This window comes from Arenibaculum pallidiluteum, assembly GCF_017355985.1.
In the GTDB taxonomy this organism is placed as follows: Bacteria; Pseudomonadota; Alphaproteobacteria; order Azospirillales; family Azospirillaceae; genus Arenibaculum; species Arenibaculum pallidiluteum.
Map to the genome: position 1 here is coordinate 221,193 of NZ_JAFIQU010000004.1, position 18,055 is coordinate 239,247.

The 18,055-nt window shown below is 70.0% G+C and carries 16 protein-coding genes and 1 tRNA gene; 7 read left to right on the forward strand and 10 right to left on the reverse strand.

Annotated features, from left to right (window positions below; all coding sequences use genetic code 11):
- Window positions 1-36: 36 nt before the first annotated feature.
- The 4 genes from JUB13_RS11015 to JUB13_RS11030 form a co-directional block, all read right to left on the reverse strand.
- Window positions 37-270 carry a hypothetical protein gene (locus tag JUB13_RS11015; protein WP_207478852.1) on the reverse strand — a complete coding sequence of 78 codons (234 nt, stop codon included), beginning with the start codon at window positions 268-270 and terminating at the stop codon, window positions 37-39.
- 150 nt (window positions 271-420) lie between these two features.
- Complete coding sequence (locus JUB13_RS11020) at window positions 421-2,013, reverse strand: NAD(P)H-hydrate dehydratase (RefSeq protein WP_207478853.1); 1,593 nt, start codon at window positions 2,011-2,013, stop codon at window positions 421-423.
- On the reverse strand, window positions 1,926-2,696 hold the full coding sequence (locus JUB13_RS11025; protein WP_207478854.1) for an HpcH/HpaI aldolase family protein: 771 nt from the start codon (window positions 2,694-2,696) through the stop codon (window positions 1,926-1,928). The genes JUB13_RS11020 and JUB13_RS11025 overlap by 88 nt, the downstream gene beginning before the upstream one ends.
- Before the next feature lie 129 nt (window positions 2,697-2,825).
- Window positions 2,826-2,900 (reverse strand) — tRNA-His (locus JUB13_RS11030).
- 271 nt (window positions 2,901-3,171) lie between these two features.
- Between JUB13_RS11030 and JUB13_RS11035 the strand changes: the two genes are divergently transcribed.
- The 3 genes from JUB13_RS11035 (at window position 3,172) to JUB13_RS11045 (ending at window position 6,403) form a co-directional block, all read left to right on the forward strand.
- Window positions 3,172-3,510, forward strand: coding sequence for a P-II family nitrogen regulator (locus tag JUB13_RS11035; RefSeq protein WP_207478855.1), 339 nt, complete (start codon window positions 3,172-3,174; stop codon window positions 3,508-3,510).
- A gap of 199 nt (window positions 3,511-3,709) precedes the next feature.
- Window positions 3,710-5,119 (forward strand): type I glutamate--ammonia ligase, encoded by a 1,410-nt coding sequence (glnA, locus tag JUB13_RS11040; protein WP_207478856.1) that lies wholly within the window; start codon window positions 3,710-3,712, stop codon window positions 5,117-5,119.
- A 240-nt stretch (window positions 5,120-5,359) separates the two neighbouring features.
- On the forward strand, window positions 5,360-6,403 hold the full coding sequence (locus JUB13_RS11045) for a PAS domain-containing sensor histidine kinase (RefSeq protein WP_207478857.1): 1,044 nt from the start codon (window positions 5,360-5,362) through the stop codon (window positions 6,401-6,403).
- Window positions 6,404-6,470: 67 nt separating this feature from the next.
- Here the strand turns inward: JUB13_RS11045 and JUB13_RS11050 are convergent, their stop codons facing one another.
- The 3 genes from JUB13_RS11050 to JUB13_RS11060 form a co-directional block, all read right to left on the reverse strand.
- Window positions 6,471-8,528: an autotransporter domain-containing protein gene (locus tag JUB13_RS11050; RefSeq protein ID WP_207478858.1), complete on the reverse strand. Its 2,058-nt coding sequence runs from the start codon at window positions 8,526-8,528 to the stop codon at window positions 6,471-6,473.
- Window positions 8,529-8,535: 7 nt separating this feature from the next.
- Window positions 8,536-8,871: a DUF6496 domain-containing protein gene (locus JUB13_RS11055; protein ID WP_207478859.1), complete on the reverse strand. Its 336-nt coding sequence runs from the start codon at window positions 8,869-8,871 to the stop codon at window positions 8,536-8,538.
- A gap of 80 nt (window positions 8,872-8,951) precedes the next feature.
- Entirely contained in the window at window positions 8,952-9,719 is a 768-nt protein-coding gene (locus JUB13_RS11060) for a helix-turn-helix domain-containing protein (protein ID WP_207478860.1), read from the reverse strand.
- A gap of 406 nt (window positions 9,720-10,125) precedes the next feature.
- Between JUB13_RS11060 and JUB13_RS11065 the strand changes: the two genes are divergently transcribed.
- Both JUB13_RS11065 and JUB13_RS11070 read left to right on the forward strand, forming a co-directional pair.
- The gene (locus JUB13_RS11065; RefSeq protein ID WP_207478861.1) at window positions 10,126-10,422 is read left to right on the forward strand and encodes a hypothetical protein; all 297 of its coding nucleotides are present in this window, start codon (window positions 10,126-10,128) and stop codon (window positions 10,420-10,422) included.
- Window positions 10,404-10,817 (forward strand): hypothetical protein, encoded by a 414-nt coding sequence (locus JUB13_RS11070; protein WP_207478862.1) that lies wholly within the window; start codon window positions 10,404-10,406, stop codon window positions 10,815-10,817. Before JUB13_RS11065 ends, JUB13_RS11070 begins: the two co-directional genes overlap by 19 nt.
- A 19-nt stretch (window positions 10,818-10,836) precedes the next feature.
- Here JUB13_RS11070 and JUB13_RS11075 read toward each other — a convergent pair whose 3' ends face one another.
- Window positions 10,837-11,271, reverse strand: a complete 435-nt coding sequence (locus JUB13_RS11075; RefSeq protein WP_207478863.1) for a hypothetical protein — start codon at window positions 11,269-11,271, stop codon at window positions 10,837-10,839.
- Between the two features lie 138 nt (window positions 11,272-11,409).
- Between JUB13_RS11075 and JUB13_RS11080 the strand changes: the two genes are divergently transcribed.
- Complete coding sequence (locus JUB13_RS11080; protein ID WP_207478864.1) at window positions 11,410-12,057, forward strand: DsbA family oxidoreductase; 648 nt, start codon at window positions 11,410-11,412, stop codon at window positions 12,055-12,057.
- Window positions 12,058-12,076: 19 nt separating this feature from the next.
- Here the strand turns inward: JUB13_RS11080 and mfd are convergent, their stop codons facing one another.
- Together mfd and JUB13_RS11090 are read right to left on the reverse strand one after the other, a co-directional pair.
- Entirely contained in the window at window positions 12,077-15,544 is a 3,468-nt protein-coding gene (mfd, locus tag JUB13_RS11085) for a transcription-repair coupling factor (RefSeq protein WP_236024880.1), read from the reverse strand.
- A 7-nt stretch (window positions 15,545-15,551) separates the two neighbouring features.
- A complete protein-coding gene (locus JUB13_RS11090) occupies window positions 15,552-15,839 on the reverse strand; it encodes an FAD assembly factor SdhE (protein WP_207478866.1) in 288 nt (95 codons plus the stop codon).
- A gap of 70 nt (window positions 15,840-15,909) precedes the next feature.
- On the opposite strand from JUB13_RS11090, the gene recG reads away from it, so the two are divergent.
- Window positions 15,910-17,991 carry an ATP-dependent DNA helicase RecG gene (gene recG, locus JUB13_RS11095; RefSeq protein ID WP_207478867.1) on the forward strand — a complete coding sequence of 694 codons (2,082 nt, stop codon included), beginning with the start codon at window positions 15,910-15,912 and terminating at the stop codon, window positions 17,989-17,991.
- Window positions 17,992-18,055: the final 64 nt, after the last annotated feature.

Consider the following 18,055-nt stretch of genomic DNA (forward strand, 5'->3'; position numbering starts at 1 on the left):
TTTCAGCCAGTCGCCGGACCATGGCGGGACAAGGGTTCAGGCGGGAACGCGCTCCGGGAAGAGCTGCGAGAAGGAGGTCAGCGCCAGCGTCCTCAGCTCTTCCGTCGTGTCGGGGCGGTCGAACTGCAGGGCGTATCGGACATGCGGAATTCCCGCCTCGTCCGGCCTGATCGAGATGACCCTCGCCGTCTCCGTCTGACCCGGGCGGTACCGGCGATAGATCTGCCCTTCCGCAACCGCGTCGTTTTCTTTGCTGCGCTTCAGGAACATCGGCCCGAGCCCATGTTAGCCAGACTGCACTGCGATCAGGTTACTTTCTAAGGTGTTGCGGAAACGTTAAGTCGATCCGGGCTAATTTTCACTGAATTTTTACCGAGTTCGGACGCTGTTCTGAAAGGTTGCGGCGTTCGTCGGCTGCGTTCATTGCCGCGCGCCCGCATCAGCGTCCTGGCCCCGCCTTGCGCGCCCAAGTTCCCGCAGCACGCCAGGCAGCGCCTCGACGATGTCCTCGGCGATCAATCCGGGCCCGAAGGCGGCGGCGGCGGCCCCGTGGATCCAGGTAGCCGCGCAGCCGGCTTCGAACGCTTCCATGCCCTGCGCCATCAGCCCGACGGCGATCCCGGCCAGCACGTCCCCTGCCCCGGCCGTTGCGAGATCGGCCGGAGCGTTCGCATTGATGGCCGCCCGGCCGTCCGGCGCCGCCACGACCGTATCGGCGCCCTTCAGAAGCACCACCGCGCCGCACCGTGCCGCCGCGGCCCGGGCACGGGCTAGCCGGTCGCCTTCGACGTCGCCGAACAGCCGGCGGAACTCGCCTTCGTGCGGCGTCAGCAGGCAGCGGGGCGACAGCGCGCCGAACAGGGCATCGGGACCGTCCTCGAAGACCGTCAATGCGTCGGCGTCCAGCAGCACCGCCTTGCCCGCGGCCAGCGCGGCCAGGACACGGTTCCGCGTCTCGAGGGTCCGACCGGCGCCGGGGCCCAGCAGCAGCGCGTCGCGCCGCGGGTCGGCGATATACTCGCTCCAGTCGCTGGTCCTTCGGACCGGCGTCACCAGCGTCCCGGGGTCGCCCGCCGCATAGATCGCAAAGGCGTCGGCCGGCGCGGCGATGGTGACGAGACCGGCGCCGGCGCGCCGCGCCGCCCGGGCGCCCAGCCGGGCGGCGCCGGTCATCAGCGCCCCGCCCAGGACGACGGCATGGCCGCGGTCGTACTTGTGGCCGTCGATCCGCGGCCAGGGATAGGCGGCCGCCCAAAGGGCGGGGTAGTTCTCCGAGGCGCTTGGGGCGACGGCGTCCAGGACAGATTCCGGTATCCCGATATCGGCCAGCACCAGCTCGCCGCACAGGAGGCGTCCCGGCAGCAGCAGGTGCCCGGGCTTCTTGCGGAAGAAGGTGACGGTCACGGCCGCCGGCGCCGCATCGCCGCGCACGGCGCCGCTGTCGCCATCGAGCCCGCTTGGCACGTCGACGGCGACGGCCGGAAGCCTGGACAGCCGGAGCGCCTGGACGATGCGCAGCGCCATCCCGTCGAGCGCCCTGCTCAACCCCGCGCCGAACAGCGCGTCGATCGCGAGCGCCGCGCCGTCCAGGCTGGCCGGGGATGCCGGCTCGACGGGCCCTGTCCAGGCGGCGGCTGCGGCCGCCGCGGCCCCGCCAAGGGATTCGCGCACGCCGAGCAGGGCGACGCGCACCGGCCACCCCGCCTCAGCCAACCTGCGCGCCGCCACGAATCCGTCTCCGCCATTGTTGCCGGGCCCGCACAGGACCACGACCGGCCGCGGGGACCAGCGCGCGCCGACCGCCTCTGCGACGGCCGCTCCCGCCGCCTCCATCAGCGTTTGGAGCGGGACGCCGGCCGCCACGGCGGCGGAGTCCGCTCGGGCCATCTCGGCGACGGTGAGGATCGCGGCCCGGCTGCGCAAGGTCACCTCCCGCCGCGCAGGGCCGCGAGATCGGCCCGCGCGGCTTCGCGCAGGAGAACGACGTCCAGGCCGGAGGCGATCAGCCGGCATCCCGCCTGCTTCAGGGCGAGCGGGCTACGCAGCGGGCTCGGCAGCGAGGCGTAGGGCAGGCCGCTGTCCAGGATCGCGCGCTCGCCCCGGTCGAGCAGGCGCCGCACCTCGGGATCGTCAAAGCGGCCGAGCTTGCCGATGCTGCCGGAGAGATCGTAGGGGCCGAGGAACAGCGCGTCGATCCCCGGGACGGCCGCGATGTCGGGCACGGCCTCGACCGCGGCGGCGGATTCGATCTGCAGGATCACCAGCAGCTCATCGTCCGCGCGGGCGGCATAGTCCTCGGCCGTGCCGTAGGCCGAGGCGCGAACCACGCCATAGGCCGCGCCACGCGCGCCGCGCGGCGGGTAGAGGCAGGCGGCCACGGCGGCGCGGGCCTGCTCGGGCGTGTCGATCGACGGCACCATGACGCCTTCGGCGCCGAGGTCCAGCACACGCTTGATATAGACCGCGTCGTTGGAGGGAACCCGGACCACGCCCGTGCAGGGAGTCTGGCGCAGCGCGCGCAGCATCGCGAGACCGTCCGCCAGCGTGCCGGGACCGTGCTCGTGGTCGATCACCGCGAAGTCGTAGCCGGTCGCAGCGACGACCTCCGCGGCCGCGGCGCTGCCGAGCGAAAGCCAGCAGCCGATGGATGGGTCGCCCGCGCGCAGCCGGCCCTTGACCCTGTTCTCCCGGAACATCGTCCCTCCCCTGCGGGACGGCGGACAGGCCGCCAGGCCCCGCGCCCAGATTCACGCGGGGCCGAGTATAGGCTGCGGCACGCCGGCCGTGCAGCCGCCGCGTCGCAATCGCGATGTTCGGAAAAGGGGTGGGGCGAACGATGGGGATCGAACCCACGACCACTCGGACCACAACCGAGCGCTCTACCACTGAGCTACGTTCGCCGCCGTGGGGACGTGCATATGCCGCAAGGATGGCACGCCGTCAAGGTTCCGTTCTCAGGAAGGCATTTTCGGTCCCCCGCCCTTAATGCACATTTTTTGAGCACAACGTCAGCTTTCTGAGCAGCGCATTGGCGTAATTTTCATCAGCGCCGCAGAAAACCCGTGCCGACGCCCCGGTACCCTCTTGGGCTGGCCTTTGGCACAGGCCGTGCTTTAGGGTGGCCGGACAGCGGCCGGGACCGCCCTGCGCCCGAGAATGCAGCAGAGTTTCATGAAGAAGGTCGAAGCGATCATCAAGCCGTTCAAGCTCGACGACGTGAAGGAGGCCCTTCACGAGGTCGGCATCAAAGGCATCACCGTCACTGAGGCCAAGGGCTTCGGGCGGCAGAAGGGGCACACGGAGCTCTACCGCGGCGCCGAGTACGTGGTGGATTTCCTGCCGAAGGTGAAGATCGAGGTCGTCATGGATGACGGCCTGGTCGAACGCGCGATCGAGGCGATCCAGCAGGCGGCCCATACGGGCCGGATCGGCGACGGCAAGATCTTCGTGACCCCGGTCGAGGAGGTCGTCCGCATCCGGACCGGCGAGAAGGGTTCGGACGCCGTTTGAGCCCTCCGGGTCCCCAGGCGACAGAGTTTCGACGGCCCCGAACCCGGGGCCGGGCCACCGGAGCGCGGGCCACGCGGCGCGCCGGACCGGCCACGTCGTCGAAAGGCGATGACTTTTACCCCAGCGTGCGGCACCACTAGCGGGCGCCGGGATCCCCCGGACCCGCGCGCGTCAACCAGGAAGAAACGGATATCGAGGCATGCCTGACACCAGCAAGGTCTTCGACCTGATCAAGGAACACGACGTCAAGTACGTGGACCTCCGCTTCACCGATCTGCGCGGCAAGCTTCAGCATACCGCCCAGCATGTCAGCACGATCGACGAGGACGTCTTCACCGACGGCATCATGTTCGACGGCTCCTCGATCGTTGGCTGGAAGGCGATCAACGAGTCCGACATGATCCTCATGCCGGACGCCTCGACCGCCGTCATGGACCCCTTCGCGGCCCAGCCGACGCTGACGATCTTCTGCGATGTCCTCGAGCCCTCCACCGGGCAGCCCTATGCGCGCGATCCGCGCTCCATCGCGAAGAAGGCCGAGCAGTACACCCAGACCCTGGGCATCGGCGACAAGGTCTTCTTCGGCCCCGAGGCCGAGTTCTTCGTCTTCGACGACGTGCGCTTCACGGTCGAGATGAACAAGGTCTCCTACGAGTTCACCTCCGAGGAAGGCCCTTACACCTCCGACAAGGCCTATCCCGAGGGCAACCTGGCGCACCGCCCGGGCGTCAAGGGCGGCTACTTCCCGGTCGCTCCCGTCGACAGCGGCTCGGACCTGCGCGCCGAGATGGTCAGCGTCCTGGCCGAGCTGGGCGTGCCCGTCGAAAAGCATCACCATGAGGTCGCCGCCTCGCAGCACGAGCTCGGCATCAAGTTCGACACGCTCGTGCGCTGCGCCGACAACATGCAGCTCTACAAGTATGTCGTGCACAACGTCGCCCATGCCTACGGCAAGACGGCGACCTTCATGCCGAAGCCGGTGTTCGGCGACAACGGTTCGGGCATGCACTGCCACCAGTCGATCTGGAAGGAAGGCAAGCCCCTCTTCGCGGGCAACCTCTACGCCGACCTCTCCGAGCTGGCGCTCTTCTACATCGGCGGCATCATCAAGCACGCCAAGGCCCTGAACGCCTTCACCAACCCGATCACCAACAGCTACAAGCGGCTGGTGCCGGGCTACGAGGCGCCGGTGCTGCTGGCCTACTCCGCCCGCAACCGCTCGGCCTCCATCCGCATCCCCTACGTGTCGAGCCCGAAGGGCAAGCGCATCGAGGTCCGTTTCCCGGACCCGGCCGCGAATCCCTACCTCGCCTACGCCGCGATGCTGATGGCTGGCCTGGATGGCATCCAGAACAAGATCCATCCCGGCGACGCCATGGACAAGAACCTGTACGATCTCCCGCCGGAGGAGCTGAAGCAGGTTCCGACCGTGTGCGGCTCGCTGCGCGAGGCGCTGGAGAGCCTGCGTGCGGACAACGCCTTCCTGCGCAAGGGCGACGTCTTCACCGCCGAGATGATCGACGGCTACATCGACATGAAGATGGAAGAGGTCATGGCCTTCGAGACCATGCCGCACCCCATCGAGTACAAGATGTACTACAGCGTCTGATCCTCGAACCGCGGGCCGGGCGCCACGCCCCACGGGCGTCGGCGTCAGGCCCGCCGGCAGGGAGAAGGGCTCCACCGGGAAACCGGGGAGCCCTTTTTCCGTGCCGCTCCTCCGTGACCGGGCCGCGCTGCGCACACAGCCGGCCCCAAACGCGACTGCACGCCCGTCCGCGACCCGAAAGCTCCTTTGATCTTCGTCTGGGGAAGAATAGGATCGCGCCTAGAATCATGATGGTAGGCAATGCCGATCCACCTGCTGCCGGAGAACGGCGACACATCCGGTAAGCCCGTGGACATCTCGGACCTCGTGGTCGAGAACGCCGCCGATTCCATCTTCGTCATGGATCTCGAGGGGCGCACGGTCTTCGCCAATCCCGCCGCCGAGCAGACCTTCGGCTGGTCCAGGCAAGAGCTGTGCGGCAGGCTTCTGCACGACGTCGTGCACTACCAACGGCCCGACGGTCACCCCTTCCCGCTGTCGGAATGCGCGCTCGGGCGGGTCTTCGCCTCGCGCGAGACGCTCAGGAACCATGAGGACGTCTTCTTCCACCGCAGCGGACAGGCCATACACGTCGCCTGCTCCAACGCCCCCGTGCTGCACGAGGGGACGATGATCGGCGCCGTCCTCATCGCCGTGGACATCACCGAACGCAAGATGATGGAGCAGAAGCTCGCGCAGGCAAACGCGGCGAAGGAAGCCCTGATCAGGGAGGTTCACCACCGGGTGAAGAACTCGCTGATGATGGTGGTCAGCCTGCTCCGGCTGCAGGCGCAGAAGGTCTCCGACGCCGAGCTGAAGCGGCATTTCGACGAAGCCTGCAGCCGCGTCGCCATCGTCGCGCGGATGCATGAGCGGCTGTACCGGGTCGAAGACGTGGAATCGGTGGAGTTCGCGGAATTCCTGCGTGACCTGTGCGAGGAGATCGCCGGCAGCACGGGACTGGCGGACCGGGTGGCCTTGGAGGTCGAGGCCGAAGCGAAGATCCTGCCGACCGACCTCGCGCTGCCGCTGGCGCTGGTCGTGAACGAACTCGTGACCAACGCGATCAAGCATGGCTTCCCCGCCCCGAGGACCGGAAGGATCCGGGTCGGGTTCCGCTCCTTTGCCAAAGGCTGGGAACTGCAGGTCGTCGACGACGGCATCGGGATCCCGGACGGCTTCGACGCGAGCAAGACCGGGACCCTGGGCATGCGCCTGATCAGCACGCTGGCGCGGCAGGTCGGCGCGTCCCTGGCCTTCGCCGAAGGATCCGGGACTTCCATCTCGCTTCGCGCGGCCGACTGAAACGAGTCCGCCCGCTGAGCCGCCAATCGGCGCCGTCCCGCCTCGTTTCCCGCCCCGTCCGCCCTGGTCAGAAGCGGACCCGGATGCGCCCGAAGACGGAGTGGTCGCGCCCGTCGCCGCGGCCGGCCGTGCCCTCGTAATCGGCGACGAGGCTGAGCCCCTGGCTCAGCGCCACGCTCACGCCCGCCCCCAGCACCAGGTAGTCCCGATCGCCCGGCGCCTGGGAGATGGTGGTGCGAACCCCGCCCAGCGCCGCCGTCACGGGCCGGGGGTCGTCGATGAACTCGTGCTGGAAGGCAACGCGCAAATGGGGGGTCACGGATCCAGCCGGCCCATCGATCCGCGCGGCGATCCGCAGGCCCAGGCTGCCGGTCAGCGTCTCGGCCTCCTGATCGCCGATGGCGAGGCTCAGCCCTGCCGCCCCGCGCTCCTCGTAGCCGTCGATCCGGATGTCCTGCCAGCGCGCCCCGGCGAAGGGCGTGACCGTCAGGAAGCCGGCCCGCAGGTCGTAGCCGGTGTTCAGCCCCGCGGAGAGCGTGCGGCCCGATGTCTCTGACTCGGCCAGCGGAAGCGGCGCGAAGCCGGTCGGCCGGCGGTTGCGCGGATAGTCGTCGAAGCCGTAGGCGGCATCGAAATCTAGATGCCAGTGCCCCGAGGAGAGGCTGCCATAGGTGCCGAGCTTCACGCTGCGCAGCTCCGCCGAGCCGCCGTCGTCGAGACTGGCGCGGCCCCAGCCGTGGCCGAGGGCGATGCCGAGCAGCAGCGCCGGGGTGACGCGGTAATCGGCCCCGACGGCCAGGACCGTGTTGCGGTAGTCGAAGCCGGCGCGCCCGGGTCCGGGCTCGCGGTCTCCCCAGCCGCGGTCGGCATAGACGAAGGCGCCGAAGGGACGGTCGGGATCGGGCCGCTGCATCGGGCTTGCCTCGGGAACCGGACGGGTCTGTCCGGGGAAGGCCGCAAGGAGGACCGCGCCTTCCCCGTCCAGCCCCTGGGAAGGGGCTGCCATGGCCTGGAGCGGCCCGGCCCCCAGCGCACCCGGCCCCAGCGCCGACGCGCCGATGGCGCCAAGCCCCGCGCGCAGCGCGGTCAGGCGCGCCCCTGCCGCGGCGCCGAGTTCGCCGCCCGCAAGCAGCGCCAGTCCCGACTGCGCCACCGTGCCCATCCCGCCGAAAACCGGCGCCGCAAGGGCCGAGGCGGCATACCGGCCCATCAGGTCATGGCCCGTCGCGGTTGGATGGACGGGGTCGAAGAACAGCGTGCGAGCCGCCGCCTCCGGCGTCGCGCAGGCGCCGCTCGACCTGACGGCGCCCGGCGGCACCTCCAGCAGACAGGGCGTGCCGGGGTTCGAGATGCCGAACGGCGCGGGATTGGCTTGCATCGCGGCGAAGAGGCCGCCCACGTCCAGGAGCCGCAGGGTGACCCCGGGGTTCCTGCGCCGGATCTCCTCCAGCGCTGCCGCCAGGCGCTGGTTGTGCGCGTCCGTCAGCGCGCTGAGCCTGGCGGCGCGGCCCGGCTGGCTCGCCTCGAGCATGCGTGCCTCGGGAATCGCGCCGAGATCGGGCAGGTTGGGGACGAGGAGATCGCGCGCCCCCGCGGCGATCAGCGCCTCCACGCTTGCCTGGAGGTTGCCGACGGTCCGGGCGACCAGACCGGCCTGGTCAGCCACGCCGGCATTGAAGCGGTAGTCATTGCCGCCGCCCCAGACCACGGCGAGGTCGGTCGCCCCGGGGCGGCCGCCACCGGCGAGGAATCCGATCACCTGGGATTGGACGCCCGGTGGCACCAGTTGCAGCCCTGTCTCGGCACCGCCAAAGGCGCGGACGTCGAGATCGCCGGGCGCGACGCCGATCAGCGGCGCCAGCCTTTCGACCCAGACCGGGCCGTTGCTGAAGCGTCCTTCGAAATAGGGCGGGCTCGGCGGAATCGGTCCTTCGGGCCTTATCTGGGAGATCCTGTAGGCATTCCCGGTGTCCGAGAGCGAATTGCCGAACACCAGGATCCGGTCCCGCTCCTGCGCCGCCGCGACGCCCGGGACCAGCAACGCGGAAGCGACCAGCACCGGCGTGGCCGCCCGCCGGAGTGCCGCCGTACCCCGGCCGTCCAGGACCGCCCGCAGCGGCGCCACGGGGGCCTCAGCTCCGAAGTGCTCTGACCAACTGCTCCTTGCTCATGCGCGAGCGCCCGCGGACATCGCGGCGCCGGGCTTCGGCGTAGAGTTCCGCCTTGGTCATCGCGCCGGTGCCGTCCTGTCGCTCGGCCGCCCGCTCCCGCCGCCGGGTCCGCAGGCGGTTGCGCCGGTTGGTCGCCTCATCGACCTCGCGTGAGGCGCCGGCCTCACTCAGCGCGATCGCGATCGCCTGCCTCGGGTTCCTGACCTTGCGGCCGCCACGGGTCTCGAGCTCGCCCTGCTTGAACTCGTGCATCACCCGCGCAACGGTTTCCTTCTGACCTTCGGTCTGCCTCGCCATCACGGGCTCCTCGGAATCCCAGCGGTGGGGTCCATTCAGATGCCAACAGCCGGCAACCGGGTTCGTGACATGGCGAACGGTCAGGGCTCCTCCACCAGTACGATCCGCTCTACGCCTCGGACCAGCGAGGCCTGGACGGCGACCCGTCCGGGCGGCGCCAGCCGCTCGATCACGACGTTCTCGCCGCCGGCGGTCGCCAGCAGCCCGACCACGAAGCGCCCGTCGCCGAGCAGCACGACCACGGGATCTCCAACCCGCGGCGTGCGGTACGGATGCACGAACAGGAGCTGGCCCGGCTGGTACCGCGGCACCATGCTCGTGTCCGGCATCCGCACGGCATAGGCGCCGGCGACACCCGCGAGCGGCGCCGGCATCCAGACATGCTCGGGCGCTTCCGACGGGCTGAGCAGCACCCCGACAGGCTGTCCGCGCGGCCCGATGCGCCCGAAGCCCCGCAGCGGAAGCGTATCCGAGTCGCCCGCCATGCTGGATACGGCTCCAGACGTATTTCCGGACACGACGGATACGGTCGGAGACGATTCCGGATACGCCGTATCCAACGTATCCGAGCGCGTGTCCTGGCGCCGCGGATCCGTATCCAGCACCGCGGGAGCCGCCGGAGCCGGGCGCGCTGGCACCTCGGTCGGCCGGGCAGGGGCCAGCAGCGCCGCGCGGTCGACACCCAGCGCCGTCGCGATGCGTTCCTGCCAGTCTGCGGTCAGGCGGCGAGTCCCCTTCTCGAGCTTGTCGATCTGGGGCTTGGACGCGCCGACGCGGGTCGCGAGCTGCTGGAGCGACCAGCCCTTCGCAAGTCGGAGGGTTCGTATCCGGTTGCCGATCGTATCCACGGGTGCCGGGACTCCATGCGAGCGGAACCGCATGACGCTATGCGTATCCGGATACGGAGTCGAGTGGCGCAGAGGTGTTGCACGGAGAGCACGAGGCAAGTTTGCTGCACTGCAGCATATACCCAGCCTGTGGATAAGGCCCTCGGCGCCCTGCCTGTGGATAAACGGGGAAAACCGTGCCTGTGGATAAGTGGTGGAAAACCGCCCCTGTGGATAACCGATGTATAAGCTCAGGGGCAACACAGGCTGGAGAGCTCGAGAATGGCATATTCCCGTTAGAGATCAAGGGCTTCCGGCGCTTTCCTGAGAAAACTGCCGCCCTGCTCCGCCCTGTCCCGCGATCGGCGGCATTCGTCTTGTGTTAACCCGGGCTGGTCGATAGTCGTGGACGGAGCCTTTTTGAACCATGCCGCGCCCGACCGCCCTGCCCTCCCGAACCCCGTTCTCCCCCACCCCGCTGGGCGCAGGCCTCGCCGCCGCGCTGGCTCTCGCCGTGGTGCTCGCGCCCGGCGCCGCCGCGGCCGATCAGGCGGAGGCCCGCGACGTTGCCCGGGCCGCCAACTGCCAGCCCGGCAAGGTGGAGACGCTGCGCCAGATCGCCGGCGGGCAGGGCGAGACCGTCTTCAAGGTGAACTGCGCCGGCGGGAAGAACCTCCACGTCCTCGTGCAATGCAGGATGCGCCAATGCGTGCTTCTCCGCTGATCCGCGCCACACTTGCCCTGTGCGCCGGCCTCCTGCTCGCGGGATGCTCGGACGCGGTCGCTCCCCTGCCCGCCGTGACGGCGGCCGACATCGGCGTGCTGATCGCCACCGACAAGACGATTACGGACCACGCCGTTTCCTACTACCGGGACCAGGACTGCCGGACGACGACCTATCTCGAGACAGGCCGCTACTGCCAGCCCTACCCCGAGCCCGTGACCGTGACGCGCGAGGCGATCTACTGCTACCGCACGCTGGCGGACGTGGAGTGCTACCCGGCGCCGAACCCCTATGGCGGGCGGGCGCAGCCGGTTACCAGCACCTTCTCGCGCGAGGTGGTGCGGCGAGCCTCGGAGGAACCCGGCCCCTCGGCGGGGCGAGCCTCGTTCCGCTGAGGCCGCGCCGCGCGGCCGTTCAGCGGTCTCGCTGCCGCTTGTACAACAGCGCCAGCGCCTTCATGGTCTGGACGTGCCGGTCGCCGGCCTTTGTCGGCGGGGGCGTGTTCAGCGTGCCCAGGGAGATGCCCGGGGCGGTCTGGGCCGCCGCGGGCGACGGGGCCGACAAGGCGCGGCGCGGCATCGGCGCCGGTGCGGCCTGACGCGCGGCCATCTGGTCGAGCACGCGGTCGAGCGCCTCCGGCGGCAGCTCGCGCTTGGGCTGGCGCGCGGCACGCGCGGCCTTGTCCACCGCCGCCGTCACGATCGCCTTCATGAAGGGCGCCACCAACGCCTTTAGCAGCCGCTCGTCCTCGACGGCGGCGGCCAGCAGGAGCCTCTGCGCCCGGGCGCGGCTTCCATCCGCCGCTGCCAGGGCTTCGCGGACTTTCCGCGCTGCGTAGGATTCGGACATCTGACCTCGCCCTTGACCGCATGAGTGTCGAGGCGAGAGGGTTAACGGACCGTTAGGCCGGCGACAGCCCCCTGCCGCCGGGTTGCGCGGGACAACCTCGGACGTCCATGCGGGCCCCGACATGCTGATCGAAGTCACATGCTGATCGAAGTCTACGCCGACCTGATCTGCCCCTGGTGCTACATCGGCAAGCACCGGCTGGACCGCGCCATGGCCGAGCGGCCGGGCCTCGCCTTCGACCGGCGCTGGCAGCCCTTCGAGCTGAATCCCGAGATGCCCGCCCGCGGAATGGACCGCTTCGCCTATCTCTCGGCCAAGTTCGGGGGGGCCGAGCGGGCGCGCCAGGTCTATGCGGTGATCGAGGAGACGGCCCAGCGCGACGGGCTGACCATCGCCCTGGACCGCATCCGGCGCACGCCGAACACGCTGGATGCCCATCGGCTCGTGCGTCGGGCCGACGCTCTGGGAGCCGGCGATGCGCTGGTCGACATGCTGTTCCGGGCCTATTTCGTCGAGGGCCAGGACCTCGGCGACCGCGACCTTCTTGCGGAGCGCGCGGCGGCCGTCGGACTCGACCCCGCCGAATCGCGCCGCTTCCTGGATGGCGACGAGGAGACCGCCGCCGTCCGCACCGCCGAGACCCTGGCCCGCCAGCTCGGCATCCAGGCGGTGCCCTGCTACGTCTTCGACCGCCGCTACGCGCTCGCCGGCGCGCAGGAGCCAGTCGCCTTCCTGCCGCTGCTCGATCTCGGCACGGAGGAGGCAGCGATGAGCCGCCTGTCCTGATGCGGGGTCCGTGCCGGCCTCACGCCGCGAGCTTGGCGAGATCCTGCATCAGGCGGTGCACGCCCTTGACCCGTTGTGCCGTCTCGTCCCAGGAGCGCGAGAGCACGAGCTTGAAGTCGGGCCGCAGCTTCACCGTGCCCGCCTGCTTGCCGATATAGACAACCAGCCGGTCGGGATGGGGGAAGCTGTTGGCGCGGAAGGACAGCAGCGCCCCCTTGGGTCCGGCGTCGACCCGCTCCACATGCGCCTGCCGGCAGAGCTGCTTGATCGCGATCACCTGGAGCAGGTTCTCGACCTCCGCCGGAAGGGGGCCGAAGCGGTCGATCAGCTCGGCCGCGAAGGCGTCCACCTCGGCGCGGTCGACCAGGTCCGAGAGGCGGCGATACAGCCCGAGCCGGACGTTGAGGTCTGCGACGTAGGTCTCCGGGATCAGGACCGGCATGCCGAGATTGATGGTCGGCGTCCAGGCCTCGCCCCCCTCGCCCGCCCCGGCATCGACGCCTGCCCGGGCAGCGGCCACCGCCTCCTCCAGCAGGTGCTGATAGAGTTCGACGCCGACCTCCTTGATGTGGCCCGACTGCTCCTCGCCCAGCAGGTTTCCGGCGCCGCGGATGTCCATGTCGTGGCTGGCGAGCTGGAATCCGGCCCCGAGGCTGTCCAGCGTCTCGATGACATGCAGCCGCTGCTGTGCCGTCGTCGAGAGCACGGTCCGCGGCGCATAGGTCAGGTAGGCATAGGCGCGGACCTTGGCGCGCCCGACGCGCCCGCGGAGCTGGTAGAGCTGGGCCAGGCCGAACAGGTCCGCCCGGTGGATGATCAGCGTGTTGGCGTTCGGGATGTCGAGCCCGCTCTCGACGATGTTGGTCGAGAGCAGCACGTTGAACCTGCCCTCGTCGAAGGCGGTCATCACCTCTTCCAGCTCCGAGGCCGGCATCTGGCCGTGGGCGACCACGACCTTCACCTCCGGAACGAGCTCGCGAAGCCGCTCCTGGACCTTCGGCAGGTCCTCGAGGCGCGGACAGACGTAGAAGGTCTGCCCGCCCCGGAAATGCTCGCGCAGGATCGCCTCGCGCACCACGACGGGGTCGTAGGGCAGCACGAAGGTGCGGACGGCGAGGCGGTCGACCGGCGCGGTGGTGATCAGGCTCAGCTCGCGCACGCCCGACAGGGCCATCTGGAGCGTGCGGGGAATCGGCGTCGCCGTCAGCGTCAGCACATGTACATCGGCGCGCAGCTCCTTCAGCCGCTCCTTCTGCTTCACGCCGAAATGCTGCTCCTCGTCCACGATGACGAGGCCCAGCCGCTTGAAGGAGACGCCCTTCGCCAGGAGCGCGTGGGTCCCGACCACGATGTCCAGAGAGCCGTCCGCGAGCCCGTCCTTGTACTGCTTCGCCTCCTTGGCCGTGACGAGGCGCGAAAGCTGGCCGATCCGGATCGGCAGCCCGGCGAAGCGGCGCTCGAAATTGCGGAAGTGCTGCCGGGCCAGCAGCGTCGTCGGGACCACAACGGCCACCTGGTGACCCGACATGGCCGCCACGAAGGCCGCGCGCAGCGCCACCTCGGTCTTGCCGAATCCGACATCGCCGCAGACCAGACGGTCCATGGGCTTGCCGGAGGAGAGATCCTCCAGCACCTCCTCGATGGCCCTGAGCTGGTCCTCGGTCTCGGGATAGGGAAAGCGCGCCGCGAACTCGGCGTAGACGCCCTCGGGAACGTGGACGGGATCGGCGCGGCGCAACTCGCGCTCGGCGGCGATGCGCAGGAGCGCGTCGGCCATGTCCTTGATGCGCTTCTTGACGCGGGCCTTTCGCGCCTGCCAGGCGACGCCGCCCAGCTTGTCCAGATGGGCACCGGCCTCGTCGGAGCCGTAGCGCGAGAGCAGCTCCAGATTCTCGACCGGAAGGTAGAGCTTGTCCCCGCCCTCGTAGATGATCCGCAGGCAGTCGTGGGGGGCGCCCGTGACCTCGATCGTCTCGAGCCCCTCGAACCGGCCGATGCCGTGATCGACGTGCACCACCAGGTCGCCCTCGTTCAGGCTGGACAGCTCGGCGATGAAGTTCTGGGCGCGCTTCTTCCGGCGGGCCGGGCGCGCCATTCGGTCGCCCAGGATGTCCTGCTCTGTGATCACCGAAAGGTCGGGCGACGCGAAGCCCGTCTCGATCCCGAGCACCACCAGCGCGGCGGTGCGCTGGTCCAGCCGCCGGGCGGCATCCCAGGTTTCCACTGCCTGGACCCGCTCGATCCCATGCTCGCGCAGGACGGTCAGCATCCGGTCCCGGGCACCCTGGCTGTAGGCCGCGATCAGCACGCGGCGGTCCGCGCGCTGGAGGTCCTCGATCACCTGGCGCAGGACGTCGTAGACATTGACGTCCGGCAGTGCCCGCGCATCGGCGAAGTCCCGGCCGCGGCGTCCGCCGGCATCCACCCCGGCCGCTCCCTCGGGGAGGGCAAAGGGCGAGAGCTGCCCCACGGGGCGCGTCTGCAGCAGCGCGTCCCAGGCGGCGCGGTCGAGATACAGCCGGTCCGGCGGGACCGGCTTGTAGACCGGGACATTGGCCTTCTTCTCAGTGGCCTGCAGCGTGCGCCGGGCGTGATAGAAGTCGGCGATCTGGACCAGCCGCGCGTCGAGCGCCTCCTCTGCGCGCGGGTCCAGCGTGACCGAGCCCCCGACATAGTCCAGCAGCGTTTCCATCCCGGAATGGAAAAGCGGCGTCCAGTGCTCCATGCCGGCATGGCGCCGGCCGGCGCTGATGGCCTCGTAGAGCGGATCGTCGTCCAGCACGGCCCCGAACAGCTCCCGGTAGCCCGCGCGGAACCGCGCGACCGACGCCTCGTCCAGGAAGACCTCCGAGACAGGCTTGAGGACGAAGGTGTCGCGCTTGTCCGTGGTGCGCTGGCTCAACGGGTCGAAGCGCCGGATCGCTTCCAGCTCGTCCCCGAAGAGGTCCAGGCGCAGGGGCTCGTCCGTGCCGGGCGGGAACAGGTCGACGATGCCGCCGCGCACGGCGAACTCGCCGGGCTCGCGCACGGTCTGCGCCCGCACGTATCCGTTGTCGGCGAGATACTTCTGCAGCCGCTCGAGGTCGATCCGGTCCCCGATCCTGGCCGTGAAGCTCGCGGCCGCGAAGGCGGCGCGCGGGGGAACCTTCTGCACCAGGGCGTTGACGGTGGTCAGCACCACCCGGGGGCCGGACGCGGGGGCGAGCAGCGCCGTCAGCGCCTCGACGCGCCGGCTCAGGATCTCGCCGTTGGGCGACACGCGGTCATAGGGCAGGCAATCCCAGGCGGGGAACTGCACCACCTCCAGCTCGGGCGCGAAGAATGCGAGTGCCTCGGCCAGCTTCGCGAGTCGGATGTCGTCGAGCGCGACATGGACCAGCGGCTCCCGGAGCGCGAGATCCGCGAGGACGCGGGCATCATGGCCCTCGGGCGCTCCGGCGACCAGCAGCCGGTCACCGGCAGCTTCGATCTTTATGTTCTTTGGCAAAGGCTTGTCAGGCTTGATTGCGATTCTGGACGAAGTCAAGCAGGAGCCGGACGACGGGACCGTCATGCTCCGGCGCCACGGGGACGCGCAGCACCAGCCAGTCGTAGACGTCGAGGTCCGGCAGATCGAGAAGCGCCTCGTATTCGGCGATCTCGGCCGCGCCGAAGCCGGGCACGTGCTGCTCCGCGAAGGCGCCCATGATCAGGTCGATCTCGCGGGTGCCGCGATGCCAACTGCGGAAAATCAGGCGCTTACGGCGGTTCTCTAGCGCATCGCCGGAGGTCGCGACGGTCATCGATCTAGCTCTTGCAGGATGGTCGGCCTAGGATATAGAGCCCAGCTCCGCCGCTGTCACCTGACCACCCTTGCGCCCCGCCATCCTCTATCCGCTCTTCGCGCCCGTCGGATCGATCCGCGGGCTCGGGCCCAAGCTCGCCAAGCTCGTCGAGAAGCTGGCGGGGCCGCACGTGCTCGACCTGCTGTGGCACCTGCCCTCGTCCATCGTTGACCGGCGCTTGGCCCCCAAGGTCGCCGAGGCGCCCGACGGCGCGGTATGCACGTTGACCGTCCGCGTCGATCGCCACATGGCGCCCGCGACCAACCGCCAGCCCTACAGGGTCTGCGCCTCCGACGAGACGGGGACGGTCGAGCTGACCTATTTCCGCGGGCAACCCGGCTGGCTGTCCGCCCTGTTCCCGATCGGCGCCTGGGTCGTGGTCTCCGGGCGTGTGGAATGGTTCAACGGCCGTGCGCAGATGGCCCATCCCGACCAGGTCGCTCCGCTGGAGGAGGCCGAGACGATCCAGGGCGTGGAGACCGTCTACCCGCTGGTCGCCGGGCTCGCATCGAAAGTTCTGCGCAAGGCCGTCCAGACCGCGCTCGCGGCCGTGCCCGAGCTCCCGGAATGGCAGGACGAGCACTGGTTCCAGCGCCAGGGCTGGCCACGCTGGAAGCCCGCGCTGGTCGCCGTGCACGCGCCCCAGGACGAGGCGGACCTGAGCCTTGAGGCGCCGGCCCGACGGCGCCTGGCCTATGACGAGCTGCTGGCCAACCAACTCGCGCTCGCGCTGGTGCGCCGCCAGCAGCGGCGCCTTGCCGGGCGTGCGGTGCGAGGCGACGGCTCGCTGCGCGCCCGGGTCCTGGAGGCGCTGCCCTACGCGCTGACCGGCGCGCAGGGCCAGGCGCTGGACGAGATTTACGCCGACATGGCGGCGGAGCGGCGCATGCTGCGCCTGCTCCAGGGCGACGTGGGCAGCGGCAAGACGGTGGTCGCGCTGCTCGCCATGCTGAACGCCGTGGAGGCGGGGCACCAGGCGGCGCTGATGGCGCCGACCGAGATCCTCGCGCGGCAGCACCTGGAGACGCTGACGCCGCTCTGCGCCGCAGCCGGCATCGAGGTCGCCGTCCTGACCTCGCGCGACAAGGGCAAGGCGCGGGCCCAGCTTCTCGAACGGCTCGCGGCGGGCCGGATCGGCATCCTGATCGGGACCCACGCTCTGTTCCAGGACGAGGTCGGCTTCGCCGATCTCGGCCTCGCGGTCATCGACGAGCAGCACCGCTTCGGCGTTCACCAGCGCCTCCAGCTCTCCAACAAGGGGCGCGGCGTCGACGTGCTGGTGATGACCGCGACGCCGATTCCGCGGACGCTGACCCTGACGGCCTATGGCGACATGGACGTCTCTCGGCTGACCGAGAAGCCGCCCGGCCGCAAACCCGTGGACACGCGCACGATCCCAATCGACCGGTTGGAGGAGGTCGTCGCGGGCATCCGCCGCAAGATCGCCGAGGGCGCGCGCGCCTACTGGGTGTGCCCGCTGGTCGAGGAATCCGAGCAGATCGACCTGGCCGCCGCGACCGAGCGGCACGCCTACCTGCTGGGAGCGCTGGGCTCGCGGGTCGGGCTCGTGCACGGCAAGATGAAGCCGTCGGAGAAGGATGCCGTGATGGCCGCCTTCGCGGCGGGCTCCATCGACGTGCTGGTGGCGACCACCGTGATCGAGGTCGGCGTGAACGTCCCCGAGGCGACGGTCATGGTCGTCGAGCACGCCGAGCGCTTCGGGCTCGCGCAGCTCCACCAGCTCCGCGGGCGGGTGGGCCGTGGCGCGGGCGCATCGACCTGCCTTCTGCTGTTCGACCAGCCGCTGGGGCCGACGGCCCGCGCGCGACTCGCGATCCTTCGCGAGACCGAGGACGGCTTCCGGATCGCCGAGGAGGACCTGCGCCTGCGCGGGGCGGGCGAGGTGCTGGGGACGCGCCAGAGCGGTCTGCCCGAGTTCCGGCTGGCGGATCTCGCCGTGCATGGCGATCTGCTGGCCGTCGCCCGCGACGATGCCAGCCTGCAGCTCGAGCGGGATCCCGAGCTCGAGACCCCGCGCGGACAGGCCCTGCGCACCCTGCTCTACCTGTTCGAGCGCGATCAGGCGGTGCGTTATCTCCGCTCGGGCTGAGCACGCGCCGGCCCTTGGCCGCAGCCTCTACCGTAAGGGCAGCACGATGCGGCGAGACACCCGC